Origin of the sequence: Lysinibacillus fusiformis (genome assembly GCF_016925635.1) — a bacterium.
Taxonomy (GTDB): Bacteria; Bacillota; Bacilli; order Bacillales_A; family Planococcaceae; genus Lysinibacillus; species Lysinibacillus fusiformis_F.
The window spans coordinates 2,736,642-2,755,547 of sequence record NZ_CP070490.1 but is presented as its reverse complement, the minus strand read 5'-3'; the positions used below and the strand labels follow the sequence as shown (position 1 = coordinate 2,755,547).

The 18,906-nt window shown below is 37.1% G+C and carries 14 protein-coding genes; 8 read left to right on the top strand and 6 right to left on the bottom strand.

Going from position 1 to position 18,906, the window contains the following annotated elements; all coding sequences use genetic code 11:
* Nucleotides 1-3: 3 nt before the first annotated feature.
* Nucleotides 4-1,671, top strand: coding sequence for a ribonuclease J1 (gene rnjA, locus JTI58_RS13375; protein WP_205441642.1), 1,668 nt, complete (start codon nt 4-6; stop codon nt 1,669-1,671).
* 288 nt (nt 1,672-1,959) lie between these two features.
* Nucleotides 1,960-2,748, top strand: a complete 789-nt coding sequence (locus JTI58_RS13370) for a protein kinase domain-containing protein (protein ID WP_205441640.1) — start codon at nt 1,960-1,962, stop codon at nt 2,746-2,748.
* Between the two features lie 47 nt (nt 2,749-2,795).
* Here JTI58_RS13370 and JTI58_RS13365 read toward each other — a convergent pair whose 3' ends face one another.
* Nucleotides 2,796-3,629, bottom strand: a complete 834-nt coding sequence (locus JTI58_RS13365; RefSeq protein WP_205441634.1) for a TetR/AcrR family transcriptional regulator — start codon at nt 3,627-3,629, stop codon at nt 2,796-2,798.
* Nucleotides 3,630-3,728: 99 nt separating this feature from the next.
* On the opposite strand from JTI58_RS13365, the gene JTI58_RS13360 reads away from it, so the two are divergent.
* Nucleotides 3,729-6,818, top strand: coding sequence for an efflux RND transporter permease subunit (locus tag JTI58_RS13360; RefSeq protein WP_205441632.1), 3,090 nt, complete (start codon nt 3,729-3,731; stop codon nt 6,816-6,818).
* Between the two features lie 45 nt (nt 6,819-6,863).
* On the opposite strand, the gene JTI58_RS13355 is transcribed toward JTI58_RS13360, so the two are convergent.
* Nucleotides 6,864-8,432, bottom strand: a complete 1,569-nt coding sequence (locus tag JTI58_RS13355) for a glycoside hydrolase family 10-like protein (RefSeq protein WP_205441628.1) — start codon at nt 8,430-8,432, stop codon at nt 6,864-6,866.
* A gap of 433 nt (nt 8,433-8,865) precedes the next feature.
* On the opposite strand from JTI58_RS13355, the gene JTI58_RS13350 reads away from it, so the two are divergent.
* Both JTI58_RS13350 and JTI58_RS25240 read left to right on the top strand, forming a co-directional pair.
* Entirely contained in the window at nt 8,866-10,119 is a 1,254-nt protein-coding gene (locus JTI58_RS13350) for an MFS transporter (RefSeq protein WP_205441620.1), read from the top strand.
* 419 nt (nt 10,120-10,538) lie between these two features.
* A protein-coding gene (locus tag JTI58_RS25240) for an IS3 family transposase (RefSeq protein WP_431844410.1) occupies nt 10,539-11,842 on the top strand; the annotation gives its coding sequence in 2 pieces (ribosomal slippage) (nt 10,539-10,964 and nt 10,967-11,842; 1,302 coding nt in all).
* 584 nt (nt 11,843-12,426) lie between these two features.
* Here JTI58_RS25240 and JTI58_RS13335 read toward each other — a convergent pair.
* Both JTI58_RS13335 and JTI58_RS13330 read right to left on the bottom strand, forming a co-directional pair.
* A complete protein-coding gene (locus JTI58_RS13335; protein ID WP_205441618.1) occupies nt 12,427-13,134 on the bottom strand; it encodes a response regulator in 708 nt (235 codons plus the stop codon).
* Nucleotides 13,135-14,736, bottom strand: a complete 1,602-nt coding sequence (locus JTI58_RS13330) for an ATP-binding protein (protein ID WP_205441616.1) — start codon at nt 14,734-14,736, stop codon at nt 13,135-13,137. It abuts the gene before it with no gap.
* A gap of 402 nt (nt 14,737-15,138) precedes the next feature.
* Between JTI58_RS13330 and JTI58_RS13325 the strand changes: the two genes are divergently transcribed.
* The 3 genes from JTI58_RS13325 (at nt 15,139) to JTI58_RS13315 (ending at nt 17,366) form a co-directional block, all read left to right on the top strand.
* Entirely contained in the window at nt 15,139-16,401 is a 1,263-nt protein-coding gene (locus JTI58_RS13325; protein WP_205441614.1) for a dicarboxylate/amino acid:cation symporter, read from the top strand.
* Between the two features lie 100 nt (nt 16,402-16,501).
* Nucleotides 16,502-16,705, top strand: coding sequence for a hypothetical protein (locus JTI58_RS13320; RefSeq protein WP_205441612.1), 204 nt, complete (start codon nt 16,502-16,504; stop codon nt 16,703-16,705).
* Between the two features lie 118 nt (nt 16,706-16,823).
* A complete protein-coding gene (locus JTI58_RS13315; protein WP_205441610.1) occupies nt 16,824-17,366 on the top strand; it encodes a GNAT family N-acetyltransferase in 543 nt (180 codons plus the stop codon).
* Nucleotides 17,367-17,399: 33 nt separating this feature from the next.
* On the opposite strand, the gene JTI58_RS13310 is transcribed toward JTI58_RS13315, so the two are convergent.
* Nucleotides 17,400-18,383 (bottom strand): S66 family peptidase, encoded by a 984-nt coding sequence (locus tag JTI58_RS13310; protein ID WP_205441607.1) that lies wholly within the window; start codon nt 18,381-18,383, stop codon nt 17,400-17,402.
* Nucleotides 18,380-18,892, bottom strand: coding sequence for a GNAT family N-acetyltransferase (locus JTI58_RS13305; RefSeq protein ID WP_205441605.1), 513 nt, complete (start codon nt 18,890-18,892; stop codon nt 18,380-18,382). The genes JTI58_RS13310 and JTI58_RS13305 overlap by 4 nt, the downstream gene beginning before the upstream one ends.
* Nucleotides 18,893-18,906: the final 14 nt, after the last annotated feature.

Genomic DNA, 18,906 nt, shown 5'->3' with positions numbered 1-18,906 from the left:
AACATGAAGTTTGTTAAAAATGACCAAGCAGCTGTTTTCGCGCTCGGCGGACTGGGCGAAATCGGCAAAAACACTTATGGCGTTCAATTTCAAGATGAAATCATTTTAATTGACGCCGGTATTAAATTTCCAGAAGACGACTTACTCGGCATTGACTATGTTATTCCTGATTACACGTACTTAGTGCGTAATGTCGACAAAATTAAAGGACTGTTTATTACCCATGGGCATGAGGATCATATCGGAGGTATTCCATACCTTTTACGACAAGTAAATATCCCTGTCTATGGCGGTAAGCTCGCACTTGGCTTATTACGTAATAAATTAGAAGAACATGGCTTGCTACGTACAACAAAACTAATCGAAATTAAAGAAGAGGATGTTATTAAATTTAGAAAAACATCTGTTAGCTTCTTTAGAACAACACACAGTATTCCTGATGCATATGGAATTGTTGTGAAAACACCACCTGGTAATATCGTTCACACAGGTGACTTTAAATTTGACTTTACACCAGTGGGCGAACCAGCCAACCTAACAAAGATGGCTGAAATTGGACGAGATGGCGTGCTTTGCCTTCTATCAGATAGTACAAACGCTGAGAAGCCTAATTTCACAATGTCAGAACGCACAGTTGGAAAAAGTATCGATGAAATTTTCCGCAAAGTGGATAGCCGTATTATTTTTGCTACATTTGCGTCAAATATTCACCGTTTACAGCAAGCCACTGACGCAGCCATAAAATATGGAAGAAAAATTGCTGTCTTTGGTCGCTCAATGGACAATGCTATTACAATTGGTCGTGAGCTTGGTTATATTACCGCTCCAAAGGATACATTTATTGATGCTCAAAGTATCAATCGACTACCTGCAAACGAAGTCATGATTTTATGTACAGGCTCTCAGGGTGAACCAATGGCCGCCTTATCACGAATTGCCAATGGTACGCATCGTCAGATTCAAATACAGCCTGGCGATACAGTTATCTTTTCTTCTTCACCAGTACCAGGTAATACTGTAAGTGTTAATAAAATCATTAACTTATTGTTCCGTGCAGGTGCAGAAGTCATTCATGGCGCATTAAACAATATCCATACATCTGGTCATGGATCTCAAGAAGAACAAAAACTGATGCTTCGTTTAATGAAACCCAAATTCTTTATGCCTATCCATGGAGAATACCGTATGTTAAAAATGCATACACATCTAGCAGAAGATTGTGATGTTGCATTAGACAATACATTTGTTATGGAAAATGGTGATGTACTAGCATTAAGTGCTAATGAAGCACATGTAGCTGGCCGTATTCCTTCAGGAGATGTTTACATTGATGGCAATGGTATTGGCGATATCGGTAATATCGTGTTGCGTGATCGCCGCATCCTTTCTGAAGAAGGTTTAGTGATTGTAGTTGTCAGCGTGGATATGGAAAAACAAAAAATTGTTTCTGGTCCTGACATCATCTCGCGTGGATTTGTCTATATGCGTGAATCAGGCACGATGATAAACGAGGCACAAAAAATGCTGAACCGTCATCTGAATGAAACAATCCAAAGTAAAACACCTCAATGGACAGAATTGAAAAATGAAATTACAGACGTTTTGGGACCTTATCTATTCGAAAAAACAAAACGTCGACCAATGATTTTACCGATTATTATGGAGGTTTAACCTCGTAGAAAGAAACTATGTAAATTTTACATAGTTTCTTTTTTATTTTTGAAACCTCCTTTTTATTTTTGCGTATATAGTAATAACAACATCAAAAAGGAGCGTTTTTATGCTAGATAAAATTCTTCATTCCTTATTCAATAGTAAATCCAAACGCCATTATTCTTCATCAAGTAGCCGTAGCAGATATTCAAAAAAACATAATTATTATGGTCACAAGCATTATAAGCGTAGCTCTCGTAAAAGCTCACGCAGTTTTTTCAGCTCTATGAGTTTCTTTAGTAGCTAATGTGGTGGAAACGACTATCCGAAAAAAGCTTTGATCAGGCTGTGGAACTTTACATTGCCGAGCATCCCGCATTCTCTTTTAAAAAATTTCTTGGCTATGGCTCATATGGTCGTACGTATTTAATTGAAGAACGCTCGTCAGAAAAGCTATTCGTTTTAAAATGCTTGCGTCCCAAACATCGTCACCACCAGAAAACCATTCATAAATTTCAACAAGAAATACACATACTCCAACAAATATCACTACCCTACGTTCCGACCATCCATTCAACAGGAACGATTCAAGATAGCCCATTTTTTATCATGGACTATGTCAATGGGCATACATTTGAGCAGCTTATTTTTCAAGACGGTGCCAAGTTTACAATCGCTCAATCACTTGTTATTACAAAGCAACTATTAGAACAAATTGTACAGTTACACAATGATGGTATTGTACATCGCGATTTACGTATCCCTAATATACTGTTTGTACATCAACAATTGCATATTATTGACTTTGGTCTTGCTACCACTTATCAAAAGCAAATCGATATCTCTACGATCAAAAATCCTAAACGTGCAGAAAATCATATTAGTGATCTTTATTTTGTCGGTCATTTTTTGTTATTTTTACTATACTCAGACTACAAGCCAAGCAATAAAAAAGAAAAAGCCTGGCAGCAGGAATTGAAGTTACCAATCGAAGTCCAAGATTTTCTTGAACGATTATTATGGATTCAAGAACCTTTTGCTAGTGCGTTAGAAGCTTTGCAATCTATGCCACCATTAATAAATAGAAAACATTAAAAAATAGAATTGTTCACCTCCAAAAGTGAACAATTCTATCCTGCAGTTCAAATATTAAAGTATTTTGCAGTTACATATGCAATCCAATGATACGCTGGGTCTAGACGTAGATTTTCAATTAGCCCTTTAATGATCGCTCTACTGTAAGTAGGATTTTCTATTTCTTGCTTTAACAGCTCAAGGGATTCTTTTTCTATAGAATCCCCGGTAAGATCTATATTTTGCTTCAATAATTGTAGTAAAGCATCTTTTGATACATCTTGTTCACAAGGCTTTGCAATAAATGGCACAAGATCTGCTGTAATAAAAGGAATGGTTGTATGATGTGCGATAATATCTGTTTTTTCTGCTAAAGATTTAGCTAATTGCTCTAAATCAAGAGGCATATCTGAAAAAATAAAAAGCTCAGCATAACTCTTCATGAACCCTTTTATACAATACATCACATCATATTTCGTTTCTTGTAATTTATCCTGATAAAGTTGCTCAAGCATATAGAGAATTGATTTCGACATTTCTGCTTCATAGGCTGTTATTTTATGAAATAACTCTTTTTTCGTTAGAAAGACCTTTTCGTTAAAAAATACACGAGCGGATGCAGAATGATCTTTGAATGCTTGAAAGATGCTTTTATAAAATTCAACCAAAACGGTTTCTTTGTTATACGCTCCTCTGACTACTTGGTCAATATCTGTGATGAACTGCTGTAAATAGTAATCCACCATTGAAATAACAAGCTCATCTTTCGTTTTGAAGGATAAATAAAATGCACCTTTAGAAATACCACAGCGTTCCGTAATTTGTTGTACTGACGTAGCTTCAAAACCCTGTTCAGAAAACAGCTCTAACGCTTTCTCCATAATTAATTGCTTTTTTAACATATTTTTAACTCTCTCCTAATGCATTTCGTTGACAAATGACCGATTAGTCATTAGTATAAATAATTGAATTTAGATAGTCAATAAAGGGTAGGTGTGAAGGTGAAAGGTTTAGTTAATTTCGTATTAAAAAACAAATTGGCAGTGTGGTTATTAACAATTATCATCACTGTCTCTGGTATTTATTCGGGTACAAGAATGAAAATGGAATCGATACCCGATATTTCGATCCCATACTTAATTGTCATGGGTGTATATCCTGGCGCAACGCCTGAACAAGTCATGAATGATCTTTCCATCCCATTTGAAAAATCGATAGAAAGTTTAGAAGATGTCAAGGCAGTTTACTCAACATCCTCTTCCAACGTAGCACAAGTTCAAGTGGAATACGACTATGGAATTGATATGGATGAGAAAAAACGACAATTAGAGGCAGCTTTAGATAATATTAAACTACCTGAAGGTGCTCAAGAGCCTACTATTATGGCAATCAGCATGAACATGATGCCTGTAGTCGCATTATCTGTAAGTAGCTCTAAGGAAGATATTGTGGATTTAACTGCAACAGTTGAAGACGTTTTACTTCCTAAAATCGAAAAAATTGATGGTGTTGCTTCAGCTACCATCACAGGTCAGCATATTGAACAAGTATCATTTAAATATGATGAAGAAAAAATGGCAGCACTTGGTTTAACGGAAGATACTGTTAAACAGATGATTCAGGCAAGTGATATGTCACTGTCACTTGGTTTATATCAATTTACTGTTGGCGAGCAAGCCGTTTCAGTAGACGGTAAAGTACAATCCGTTGATGAACTGAAAGATTTATTAATCCCAGTTACACCTTCAGCTACAAATCCTTCACCTTTCGTTCGTCTAGGTGATATTGCAAAAATTGAAGTAGAAGGTAAAGTACAATCTGTTTCACGTACAAATGGTCAAGATGCCATTGCTATTCAAATCGTTAAAGGCCAAGATGCCAATACGGTAACAGTTGTCAATGCAGTAAAAGACCTCATGAAGGATGAGGAAAAACGATTAGATGGCTTAAACGTAGAGATCTCTCTTGACCAAGGTGCCCCAATCGAAGATTCCGTATTTACAATGATCGAAAAAGCAGTATTTGGTGGCGCAATTGCCGTATTAATCATTTTACTATTCTTACGTGATTTCAAATCAACTATTATCTCAATTATTTCTATCCCAGTTTCTGTCTTCATGGCATTACTGCTTTTAAACTGGATGGATATCACATTAAATATCATGACCCTCGGCGCGATTACTGTCGCAATTGGGCGTGTTATCGATGACTCCATTGTAGTTGTCGAAAATATTTACCGACGAATTCACTTAAAACAAGAAAAACTTACAGGTCGTGCCCTAATTCGTGAAGCAACGATTGAAATGTTTAAACCAATTCTTTCTTCAACATTAGTAACGGTAGCTGTATTCGCCCCACTTATTTTCGTAGGTGGTATGGTAGGCGAATTATTCATGCCATTTGCCCTTACAATGACATTTGCATTAGGTGCTTCGTTATTAGTTGCCATCACAATCGTACCTGCTTTATCTCACTTCTTATTCCGTAAAAAATTATACGGTGAGAAGACAGAAAGCCAACATAAAGAGGTTGGTAAACTTGCTACTTGGTACAAAGGTGTCTTAGAAAAAGTATTAAATCACAAAATTATTACATCTGTCATTGCAATTCTTTTACTTGTTGGTTCTCTTGCATTAACACCACTTATTGGTTTTAGTTTCATGGGCTCACAAGAAGAAAAAGTTATGTACTTAACGTATACGCCTGCAACGGGAGAGCTTGCTGACGAAACAGCAGCGAATGTTGAAAAAGTAGAAAAAGAATTAATGAAACGTAAAGATGTTAATATTTTACAAGTTTCCATTACAGATGCGAAGAATGTAGATCCATCAGCAATGATGATGGGTGGAGGTGCTGGTGGTGCCTTAATGTACCTTATCTTTGATCCGGATATGGAAGACTTCCCTAAAGCTCGTGAAGAGGTTGAGGACTATGTATTTAACATCGGTCAGTCAGGAGAATGGAAGTCTCAAAACTTCACTTCTATGTCTATGTCATCAAACGAAGTCAGCTATACACTTTATAGTGATGACTTAGATAAACTTCGAGATTCTGTAAAACAAGTAGAGGGTGCTCTAAAAGAAGTGGATGGCTTAGAAGATATTAAATCTGATAATGAAGATCCATATGTAGAGCATGTGTTAAAAGTTGAACAAAAAAATGTCCTTCAATATGGGTTAACAACAGCTCAAATCGTGATGGCATTAAATTCGAATACATCACAAGAAGTGTTAACGACCGTGAAAAACGATGGTAAAGATATTGATGTAATTGTTCAACGTGATGCTAAAGCAGCTGCGACTTCACTTGATGATGTCTTAGCTACTGAAATTAAAACAGCATTAGGCACAACAATGACAATCGGAGAATTAGTAGATGTTGAGGAAGGTACGACACTTAACTCATTATCTCGTTCAAAAGGTGAATATTTCGCAACAGTATCTGGTACGATTATCGGTGACGATATTTCAAAAGCCACTACTGCTGCTGATAAGAAAATTGATAAATTAGATTTACAAAAAGGTGTAACGCTTGGCGTTGCTGGTGTTGCTGCAGATATGCAAGAAACATTCACGAAGCTTGGTATTGCGATGTTAGCGGCCATTGCCATTGTTTACTTCATTCTAGTGGTAACATTCGGAGAAGGTTTAGCTCCGTTCGCTATTCTTTTCTCACTACCATTTGCTGTAATTGGTGCATTCATTGGTTTATTCGTTACAGGTCAAACCATTTCTGTATCTGTTATGATGGGTCTATTGATGTTAATTGGTATCGTCGTAACCAATGCCATCGTATTAGTTGACCGTATCATTCATATGGAACATGATGGTCTTGCCATGCGTGAGGCGATCCTCGAAGCAGGAGCAACACGTTTACGTCCTATCCTAATGACAGCCATCGCAACAATCGGTGCTATGATTCCAATGGCACTTGGAACTGGTGGTAGTGGATTAATTTCTAAAGACTTAGCCATCACTGTAATTGGCGGTTTGTTATCTTCTACCCTATTAACACTAGTTGTTGTACCAATTGTTTATGAAATGCTATCTAAAATGTTAAAGAAAAACCGTAAAGATACTGAAGAAAATTAATAAAAAACAGCCACTCATGCAGTCATTGCATGAGTAGCTGTTTTTTTATTGATCTTCTTTCACTACAAAAACTTCCTTGCTTTCCACACCTGTAGCAGATACAGCCGTAATGCCGTATGTATAGCTATGCTTAGCAAGAGCTGACTTGTCCACAAATTTAGTGAGGCCATCCATATTATAAACAACATCCACTATATTTCGAGGGTCATCATAAGAGCCTTCTTTGTTTCCTGTAAAACGATAAATGACATACTTGCGTGGTTGTGTTTCATTTTCGTCTATAATCTCAATCTTGCGTCCTGCCGCTTCCTTTGTCACTTGCACAAAAGTCGGCACGTTCGGCACTATGTCATCATCCCAAGTTGTTTCTGGTGTCAGTGCTGTGTAATTGTATAGTTGTTGGCTAACAATCGTTGCATAGCCTAGTTTATTGTTTTGAAAACTTCTTAAGGAGAAATGCATTTGCCCCTCAGCCGCAACCTTTTCCGAACGATTCGCTAGTATTTGATTTGGTAATTCCATTTTATTTTTCCATGCTGCATCACTGTCATTGCCCACCTTGTAATCAGCAAGCCCAATGTATAGATGCACAGGGTGCGTTGTTGCGTATGTTTGCACTTCATGGCTCCACCAATCCAGCAGCGTCCCATATTTCGCAATAGATAATGTTCTTGACCAATAAATTTGTGGTGTAATGTAATCAATTGTGCCATTTTGAATCCATGTTCTAACGTCTGCATATAAATCATCGTAATTATTGACACCAGCCCGTGTATCGCTTCCTGTTTTATCAAGCGATTTATTGCGCCATACACCAAATGGTGAAATACCGAATTGAACATATGGCTTTGTGTCTTTAATGGCCGTATAAAGATTTTCTACAAGCTGATTGACATTATCTCGTCGCCAATCCTCCACCTTTTTAAAGGAAGCACCATATTTTTTAAAAGCTGCTTGATCTGGAAAAACTTCATTAGCAATTTTGTATGGATAAAAATAATCATCCATATGAACTGCATCAATATCATAATTGGCAACTAACTCTCTTACTACTTCAACTAAATAGTCTTGTACTTCGGGTAAACCGGGATTTAAATAATATTGCTTGCCATATTTGATAACCCAGTTTGGATGTGTTCTAGCGACATTGTCGGCAGCAAGGTCTGTCAATTTTTGTCCAGACATTGTTACACGATAAGGATTCATCCATGCATGCAGCTCCATACCCCGTTTATGCGTTTCGTCTATCATTATCGCAAGAGGATCGTAACCAGGATTTGTGCCTTGTTTTTTACCTGTTATGTAAGATGACCATGGCGCTAAATCAGACGCATACATTGCATCATTTGTTGGTCTTACTTGATAAATAACAGTATTGAATTTATTGGCTTTTAGTTGATCCAATGTTTGGCGTGTCCAAGCCGTGTACTGCTCCTTTGTCATACCTGCTTTCATATCAAGATTGAGAACGGTTGAAATCCAGACAGCCCGCATTTCCCTTTTCGGCTGTGTCGTGCTCGCCTTCGCTGTATTTACAGGGATTGTCGATAGGCATAATACAAAAATCATCGCGACTAAAGTTAAAAGTTTCCATTTACTATTATTCTTTCTCATATTTCCTCCATTTGCTATTTTTCTATTTTAGTATATGATAAGTGCTCGCTATATGCACGTCTTCGTAGCAAGTTCACCTGATGAAATAAAGCAAATCATACATTTCACTTTTATGCCAAGTTTAATAGATTCATTTTATAATTTCCATATTTTTAAATTTGACCTAGTTTTTGTTTAATTCATTCTTTACGCATAGAAGGACTTTATGCTACAATCAACACAACTTATATAGAACGGAGGGTATTCCAATGACAGCTTCAATTAGACTACGATTTCACATTACTAATTAAATATGTGTACACTTTGCCTGCTGTGCAAGGGAAATGGAATTAGGTCTAGTCTGTTTTAGGAATACTGGAAAAGAGGGGACTTCTACTCCCCTCTTTTTTTGTTGTCTTTTAACTTTCCACACAGGCACTACTGTTAGAAAGGGATGACGAATTTGGAACATTGGAAACGTAATACGATACTTTTTTTAAGTAGTCAAACGATTTCACTTTTTGGCTCTGCACTAGTGCAATATGCCATTACATGGTATATTACGCTTACAACGCAATCAGGCAGCATGATGACCATTGCGATTATTTGCGGCTTTCTACCAACCTTCTTCTTAGCACCTATTGCTGGTGTCTGGGCAGATCGCTATAATCGCAAATGGCTTATTATTTTGGCAGACGGCATGATTGCCTTATCCACGCTAATTTTAGCGATTTTATTTTTAATCGGCTATGATGAGCTTTGGCTACTATTTGTTATCTCAGCCGTACGTGCAGTTGGCGCGGGTATTCAAACACCAGCTGTGGGCGCTATTTTACCGCAATTTGTGCCTGAAGAGCACTTAATGAAGGTCAATGGCGTAAATAGTAGCATTCAAGCTTTTATTATGATTCTTGCACCTATGGCAAGTGGTGCATTATTAACAATGGCTTCCATTGAATCCATTTTCTTTATTGATGTGACAACAGCGGCTATTGCCATCGCTATCTTCTTATTATTTCTGCATATTCCTGCACATGCAAAAGCAACGCAGCCACAAACAACAGGCTATTTTAGTGATATGAAACAAGGCTTCATCTACATTAAAGAGCATGCTTTCTTAAAACAATTGTTCTTGTTCTTTGCCTTTTTCATGCTGCTTGCTGCACCTGCTGCCTTTTTAACACCTTTACAAGTTACACGTAGCTTTGGTAATGATGTATGGCGTTTAACTGCCATCGAAATGGCCTTTGCCATTGGTATGTTAATCGGTGGGATCGCAATCGCAACATGGGGTGGCTTTAAAAATAAAGTGCATACGATGACATTATCTGCTTTATTATTTGGTCTTTGTACAATGGCTCTCGGAATCATCCCTGTTTTTTGGCTGTATCTTGTGATCATGGCCATTACTGGTATAGCCATGCCAATCTTTAATACACCCGCTACGGTGTTATTACAAGAAAAAGTTGAAAGTGATTATATGGGAAGAGTATTTGGCATTCTTAGTATGATATCTACCTCTATGATGCCGTTAGGAATGCTAATTTTCGGTCCAATAGCTGATATTATTGCTATTGAGTGGCTACTCATCGGTACAGGATTATTACTCTTCATCCAAGGATTTTTCCTTCTGGGCAGTAAAGTCCTATTAAAAGCTGGCAAACCTACTCTCAAGCATATGGATGTTGACACGCTAGAAAAAAAGTGAAGATTTCGTTTTGAGATAATTGTTGATGATAAAAAAACAATTAAAACTTAGCTTATAAACAATCTTAAACGCATACAGATTTTCTCGACGCTAAAAAAGCTCTACTAATATGTAGGGCTTTTTCGTCTTTATCCATCCAAAGATCTGCATATTATAATTTGCAGTTTTTACATGTTGTTGAAAAAAGATCATGTCACTAGCAGAAAAAGACCTTTTAGCAAGGTGAGGGATTGATTTCCGTTCCGCCAGCGTCCTTTCCAGGGGGCGTCCGATGAGCCGCTTCACTCACTAGCGTTCGCTCCAGGGTCTCCTCTGTGACGCTATGAACTGCACCCAAAATATTGGACTTGAAAAATTTAATATAGGGGGTGCAGTTAGTGATTTCTGATGAACAAAAGTTAGCCGCAGTTCTAGCTTACATTGAAGAAAAGGAAAGTACGTATCAGATTGCCAATAGATTAAAGAGGGATCGACAGTACATTCGATTATGGATTGAATTATATCGATATCATGGCGTTGAAGGAATTATTCGTCCTCAAGGGTTCACGAATTACGAAGATTCTTTTAAAATAAAAGTAATTCAACACCTGATAGAGACGGGCGATTCGCTCCTTCAGACTGCTGCCAAGTTTAATATTCCTTCTCGTGAAACCATTCGGAGATGGAAAAAACAATGGATGTCTAAGGCTGGAGAGGCGCTCTATCAAATAGAAAAGGAGCACCAATCAATGCCAAAAAAACAACCACCTTCGTCCGATTTAAATGAAAAAACAACGGAAGAGTTAAAAGCGGAAATTGAGTATTTACGGATGGAAAATGCCTATTTAAAAAAGTTGAAAGCCTTAGTTCAAGAAAAGGATGCCTTCACATCCAAGAAAAAGTGAGAGCTGTGTATGAGCTAAGGCTGGAATTTCCACTTCAAGCTCTATTAAAAGTCGCGAAACTTAAGAAAAGTACGTATTATTATCATCTTCAAAAATGGGTAAAACCAGATAAATATCAGGCGATTAAAGAACGAATCCAGACACTTTTTCATCACCATAAGGGGCGTTATGGCTATCGTCGTATTTGTCTTGCCCTCCGAAATGAAGGGATTTTCATCAACCATAAAACGGTCCAACGATTGATGAAAGAATTGGGCTTAAAAGGGACAGTACGCCCTAAAAAATACCGTTCGTATAAAGGAACGGTGGGCTATGTCGCAGAGAATGTCTTTCAACGTGATTTTGAAGCCACTGTACCCAATCAGAAATGGGTAACCGATGTCACAGAGTTTAAAATAAATGGTCAAAAAATCTACGTATCGGCTGTATTAGATTTATTCAATCGAGAGATCGTTGGATATGAGGTATCAAAATCACCTAATTTTGAGTTAGTTCAACAGTCTTTTAAAAAGGCGTTTACGTATACAAAGTTATCGAAAAAGAGTGGCTTAATCATTCATTCTGATCAAGGATGGTTATATCAAATACCACGTTTTAAAGCGTTATTGGCAACGCACGAAATCAAGCAAAGTATGTCACGGAAAGGAAATTGTTTAGATAATGCCGTGATAGAAAGCTTTTTTGGTATTCTGAAATCAGAATTTCTGTACACAACTACGTTTAGAAACTACGGAGAATTCAAAAAAGCGTTGGTAGACTATATCCACTACTACAATCATGAACGGATAAAAATAAAACTCAACGGAAAAAGTCCCGTTGAGTATCGAAAAGCTTCGTAAAAAAGTTTATATTTTTGGGGTCAGATCACTAAATCCCCTAGGAGTGACGCTGGCTCCACTCCAATCAATCATTCTGCAAAGTGTCTTTACTTTTTTTCATAGTAGCATAGCGATCAAATCGCCCATTAACTGTATTCTTAGAGGGGATGAGCTCTTATTTTCAATGTGGAGAAGTGAAGCGTGACAACACCTCTTCATAAAGAGTAGTGAACACCTTTGCTAAAAAGTCAGTGGGTTGAAGTGGAGGGCTACTTGACTCCCGTGGGATAGCGAGACAGGCGAAGCCCTGCATGGAGCGGTAGCGGAGGAAGCGATTCGGCGCTCGCCCACAGGAAAGCAAGTAGCCTGCAACGGAAATCCATTTTCACTTTTCACAAAAATTCTATTGATTGTTTTGTTTTTCAACACTATGAAAAACTGCATATTATAATTTGCAGTTTTTATTCCTTTAAAGGAATTTAATGATATGTATTAGGAACTAGGGCTTCTAGAATTCCTCCGTACATTTTTCACCATAACTTCATACGTTTTCAATAAAACTAAAGTACGGGCTTTCAATCTAATTGAACTAAAATCTATTATCATTAAATATAATAACGATGAATAGGACGTCCTACGTTTCCATATTGTATATCTACTTTTAATAGATTCTGCTTTTCTAAAAAGTCTAGATAGCGTCTAGCTGTAACACGTGCTGTCCCTATATAAGTTGATACCTCCTCTGCTGATACTGCCTCGCCACTTGTCTTTATATATGCAAGTACCTTATCTAAGGTAGCTCGATTAAACCCTTTTGGGAGCTCTTCTATAAGAATGGCATCCATTCCTGTTGTTGATACTACAACTTGCTCGAGAAGACGTTGTTGCATTAAATGATCGACATCATGTTGAGTTAAATCTTGCATACCGCTTATTTTCTTTCTATAGCTTTGGTAATTTTTTAAAGTCTGCTCAATCCGCTCAAACGTAAAAGGTTTCATAATATAATCATAAACACCTAAGTGTAAAATTCGCTGCACAGTGGGCATATCATTCGCAGCTGTTACCGCAATCACATCAACATGAAGATGCTCCTCTCGGATTTTCCCTAACGTAATAATGCCATCTTGCTCTGGCATAAAAATGTCCATAAAAACAAGCTCTGGATTTAATTGTTTAATTTTTTGAATCCCCTCAATACCATTGCTAGCATAGCCGACTAATGAAAATCCTTTGATTTGCTCAATAAATTGCCTGTTCACTTCTCGTACCATTGGATCATCTTCAATTAATAAGACATTTATTACATCCATCTATACTTCTCCTAACTCAAATAAAATTAAGAAACTTGTTCCTTTCATAAATTCACTCACAACTTCAATATCTCCATTGCCCTTTCTTACAATTTCATATACTAAATGCAAACCAATGCCCCGATTTTCACTAGCCTTTGACGAAAATCCATTTTCAAACATACGATCCTGCACCTCTTTGGACATGCCAATCCCATTATCGGAAACCGCTATCGCTAAGACTCCATCATGCTCGTCTACAGAGATGGCTACATATTTATCTTCCTTAGAAAGGACATTTAAAGCCTCAAAAGCATTTTCAATTAAATTGCCGAATAATACAACAAAATCATGATGATCTAATAGAGGTGGAAAGCGTTTAAAATGACTTTTTCGATCAATTTCAACCTCGATCCCCAGCTCTTTGCCATAGCTTACTTTACTTAATAACAAACCTGAAATATTTTCATTATGAAAGCGTTCATTTAAAAACTTCGTCAATGAGGCTTCATTTTCAGTAGTCACTGTAACATATTCAAGTGCTTGCTTTGTATGTCCCAATTGCAGTAGTCCTGCAATCGTATGAATCTTATTTTTATGCTCATGGGTTTGCACACGTAATGCTTGAACAAAGGCCTTTACACCCGTTACTTCCTCCGCAAGCTTTTTCACAGCTGTTAAATCTTTAAACATAGCAACTGCTCCGACTAGCTCTCCATTCACAATAATGGGTACACGATTACTTAAAATACTATGATGATTAATGTAAAGCTCTTGATCATAAACAGGTGTTGCTGTTTCAACAATTTCAGGCAGACGGGTATCAGGCAAAACATCATAAATCTTTTGTCCAATACAGTCCTCTATTTCCCTAGTAACCCCTAAAATATCGGCCGCTTTTTCATTAAAAATGGTGATATTCATTTCCTTATCAACGGCTATTATTCCCTCATGCATAGCATTAAAGGTTTCTGTTCTTTCCACATACATTTTTGCAATTTCATGAGGTTCAAGCCCAAACATTTGTTTTTTTATATGTCGTCCGAGTGTATATGCACCGAAAATACTGAAAATCAGCGATATAACAATCGTTATCATAATTTCACGCTCATAACTTTGTAACATTTCCAGAAAATCTGGTAATGAATAGCCAACTACTACAATGCCCACTTGTTCCCTTTTATCATTTATAATTGGCACGAAAGCGCGTATCATAACACCGGATTCTCCACGTGCCTTCGATACATAATAATGTTCACTAAACGCTGCGTTTAAATCCTGCGACTCACTGCGCTTTCCTAATTCCTTACTTACTGGGTGTGATAGTTTAATACGTTCCATATTCATCACAACAATATACTCGGCCTTATGAATCACTCTAATGCCATCTACAATTTTATTAATATTTTTTGCAGCTTCTTTTATGTTGTCATTTTCCAAATGTACACTAAGCTCTGGTACATTTGATACAGTTCTTGCCACAAGCATTGCCCGCTGACCAAAGTCTTTTTCCTGTTCAGATAATAGGTTACCCAGTAAAAAAATACCACCTAGTAAAAAGGAGAGTGCAATGATTAAAAATGTCACTAACAGTATTTTGCCGTTCACAGGCATTTTCATCATTAAAAAATTCCTTCCTTTCAAATTTGCATTCTCATAATCAGTGGCATACATATCGATTATATGTTTTTAAGATTATCTGCAAAAAAATCTTTTGACAACACCTTTAGTCTATATAAGTAGCAGAAAATATTGAATTTAATGAACAATATTACAAATTGACAATTTAAAAAGAACTTTTTTATCACTCTATGTTTTTGTATTATAACAATAATTAATTAACTATAGCGTACCATAACAGAAATAGTTATTGATATTACTATATTTATATGTAAGGATACGTAAATGTACTTAATGAACGTTATGTTTCTTATTTTCTAAATCTCTTTTTTTAAGAAGTATTCGCTATGATGATTCTATTGAAAGCGATATCAAAGAGAAAATTTAGAAAAGAGGTAGCAAAAAATGAAATTACTGAAAAATTTGACTGTTCAGGTTATAGTGGCTATCATCCTTGGGATAATTGTCGGAGCCATTTTCCCTGAGTTTGGTGCCAGCTTAAAAATCTTAGCAGACCTATTCATTAAATTAATTAAAATGTTAATTGCCCCAATTATTTTCCTAACAGTAGTTATTGGAATTGGCAGTATGGGAGATATGAAAAAGGTCGGGAAAATCGGAGGGAAGGCATTACTTTACTTCGAAATCGTTTCCACAATTGCCTTAGCAATCGGAATTGCTGTTGCTTTAATCGTAAGTCCTGGTACAGGCTTGGATACTTCAGGTGCATCTGATGCTGATATTTCGAAATACACAACTGCTGCGGCTGAATCTGAGCAGGGCTTGGGTGCATTCATTTCTAGTATTATTCCAGAAAATGTAGTTGGTGCATTGGCAACTGGGCAACTATTACCAGTTCTATTCTCTGCTGTTTTATTTGGCTTAGCAGCAGCTTCAATCGGTGCACCTGCAAAACCAGTCATCACATTCTTTGAGCAAGTAGCAGAGATATTCTTCAAGATCGTAAGTATGGTGATGAAAATATCACCAATCGGGGCTTTTGGTGCAATGGCCTATACAATTGGTAATTTTGGTTTAAAATCTTTAGGTAATCTAGGTCTATTAATGGCTGCCGTATATATTACAATGTTTTTATTTGTTGTCTTTATTTTAGGTACCATTGCAAAGTTCTTTGAATTCAACATCTTTAAATTTATCGCTTACATCAAAGATGAAATTTTCTTAGTCATTGGGACATCCTCTTCTGAATCAGCTCTACCATCTATGATGCGAAAGCTTGAAAATTATGGTTGCTCTAAGCAGGTTGTAGGTTTAGTTGTTCCTACTGGGTACTCCTTTAATCTAGATGGGACTTCCATCTACCTATCAATGGCTGCCTTGTTTATTGCACAAGCATATGGAATGGAACTAACTTGGATTCAAATCATTACACTACTCGGAATTTTAATGATTACTTCTAAAGGTGCAGCAGGCGTAACAGGCTCAGGATTTATCACATTAGCAGCAACTTTGGCTGCCTTCCCAATGATACCAGTGGAAGGAATAGCGCTTTTAATCGGTGTTGATCGCTTTATGTCTGAGGCTCGTGCTGTAACAAATTTAATTGGTAATGGTGTAGCTTGTGTTGTAGTGTCAAAATCTGAAAAAGAGTTTGATGTAACGATGGAAGAACGTGCACTTCAAGGAAAGACCACTATTTCTTCCTAAGAAAAATGGTTGTGATGATAGCCATCGCCGTTTCCTCTATCACCCAAAATGTTTACACTCTAGTAAAAAAGTGAAAGTTAATAGTAAGAGGTGATAGTGTATGACTAATAAAAAACAGGCGAAAACACGTAATACGAACAACCCTGATGTATTGGATACAGATAAAGAAAGCATTTTTGATAAACATGAGGACATGAAAACAGTTGATCCAATACCTGTCGAAGAATTGAATGAAAAAGTGAAAGATGAACAACATAAATCCAAAACAAAGGATTCTTCCGCAACAGATAAGCGCTATCGATAAATGTAAAAGTTGAATTTTAAATTATCGTGCTTCAAAATGAATAAACATCAAAAGTCGACCTAATCCATTATTATAATAGGTCGGCTTTTTATATACTATTTGTTAAAGGGGGTAAATCATGAGTAATATACCAATTATGAAAACGGAGAGGTTACTATTAAGACCTATTACACCTCAGGATTTAGAAGCAATGTATGACTACTCTTCCCGTGAAAATGTCGTGCGTTATGTGACATGGCAAGCACATACAAGCTTAGAGGATACAAAAGCTTTTATGGCATTAATTTTTGATGGTTATCAGCAAGGTAATCTGATGTTATGGGGTATTGAATATGCAGGAATAATTATTGGAACAATCGATTTTGTTACGATGAATGACACTCATAAATACGCGGAAATCGGTTATGTGCTTTCTGAGGATTATTGGAACAAAGGCTTCACAACAGAAGCAACGAAAAAACTCATTGACTTCGGTTTTAATGAATTAGATTTAGTACGTATCCAAGCACGATGCTTTGAAGAAAACATTGGCTCCCAAAAGGTTATGGAGAAATCAGGTATGCAGTTTGAAGGGTTATTACGCAAAAGTATGTTTGTTAAGGGTCAATACCAAAATGTGAAAATGTACGCTATAACTGATGATGATTATAGGAACCTCTAGCAAACAAAGCCTTGCTCCGTATGCAAGGCTTTATCATGACAACCATTTTTCTACACAATATATCTTTTTAGCTGTTGCATCTAGCTTTACTCGTTTGCCTATCGCTATTGGATGCATAGGGTGTGTATGACAAATATCCACCTCTGCTAATATAGGAATTTCTATTCCATCCAACTGTTCAAGTAGAATATCGTAGGGTTGTCGCCCCGTTCCTAAATCATCATAGCATTCATGTTTCCCCAAAATAATCCCACTAACTTTGTTAATGACACCATGCAATTTCAGCATAGCAAAATTCTTTTCAACAACAGCAGCATTTTTTAAGCAGTCCTCCACTAATAAAATGTCACCTTCCAAAACTTCAGGGAAATAAGGCGTACCAATAAAACCATACATGGCATTAGCATTCCCACCAATTAACCTCCCTTCAGCAACCCCTTGCTGAATCGCTAACCATTCATTTTTTTTGAGCTGCTTATCGACTGTCTTCTCTAGCCAATTAACAGGTTCATCTGACCAATAAGGAGGCATTGGAATTTCATATGGTAATGCTTGCGGCTTCAAGAAATAATGCTCAAAAAATTTGAAGGTATCATTTACTAAAGGTTCAAACTCGCCAAAGGAAGGTACGAGGGCTGGGCCATAAAAAGTTGATATACCCGTCTTTGCATAAAGTGCCAGTAGAATGACCGTTGCATCCGAATAACCTACTACAATTTTTGGGTGTTGACGAAAAGCCTCATAATCAATATAAGGTAGCATGCTATTGGCATTGGTGCCCCCGATGGTAGACATAATCATATCCACATTCGGATTGCGTAGTAACGCATTCAATTCTTCTGCTCTTTCCTTTGGAGAACCTGAACGATAATAATCTGATTTGCCAGTAAGAGAACCTGTCACGATTTGAAAATGTTTCTCCTCCAGAAACGTTTTAGCACGTTCATAACGTTCCAAAGCCGTCACCGTTGCTGGTGAGGATGGTGAATAGATGCCGATGTTTATTTTTGAAGTCATACGCTAGTTCCTCTTCCAATCAATAGTTTTGACATGTAATATTCATTGATATATTGTCCATCATACAGCGAATCCCGCTTCATTCCCTCAATATCAAAGCCCATTTTCTTATACAAAGCAACACCCGACTCATTATTTTCCATAACGGTTAGTTCTAGACGATGTACACCATTATCCATTGCCCAATTTTCTACTTGATGAAATAAAGCCGTTCCAATCTTTCTTCCCCTATAGTCACTATGTATGCCTATGACAAGATAAGCACGGTGAGTAATTCTTGTCGGCTCATTGCCCTGTACAATTAAGTACGCCACAACCTGTTCATCTATTTCAGCTACGAACAAAGCCGAGTGTTGACTATGATGTAGCTTGTCTATATACTCCCCAAATGGCTTAGGTGTTAAATTGCGCTCACCTGGTCCAAATAACATAAAATTCGATGCCTCTGCATTTGTCATAACAGCTATAATTTGTTCACTGTCATGTCGGGTTGCTTCTCGTATAATCATGTTGAGCACACTCT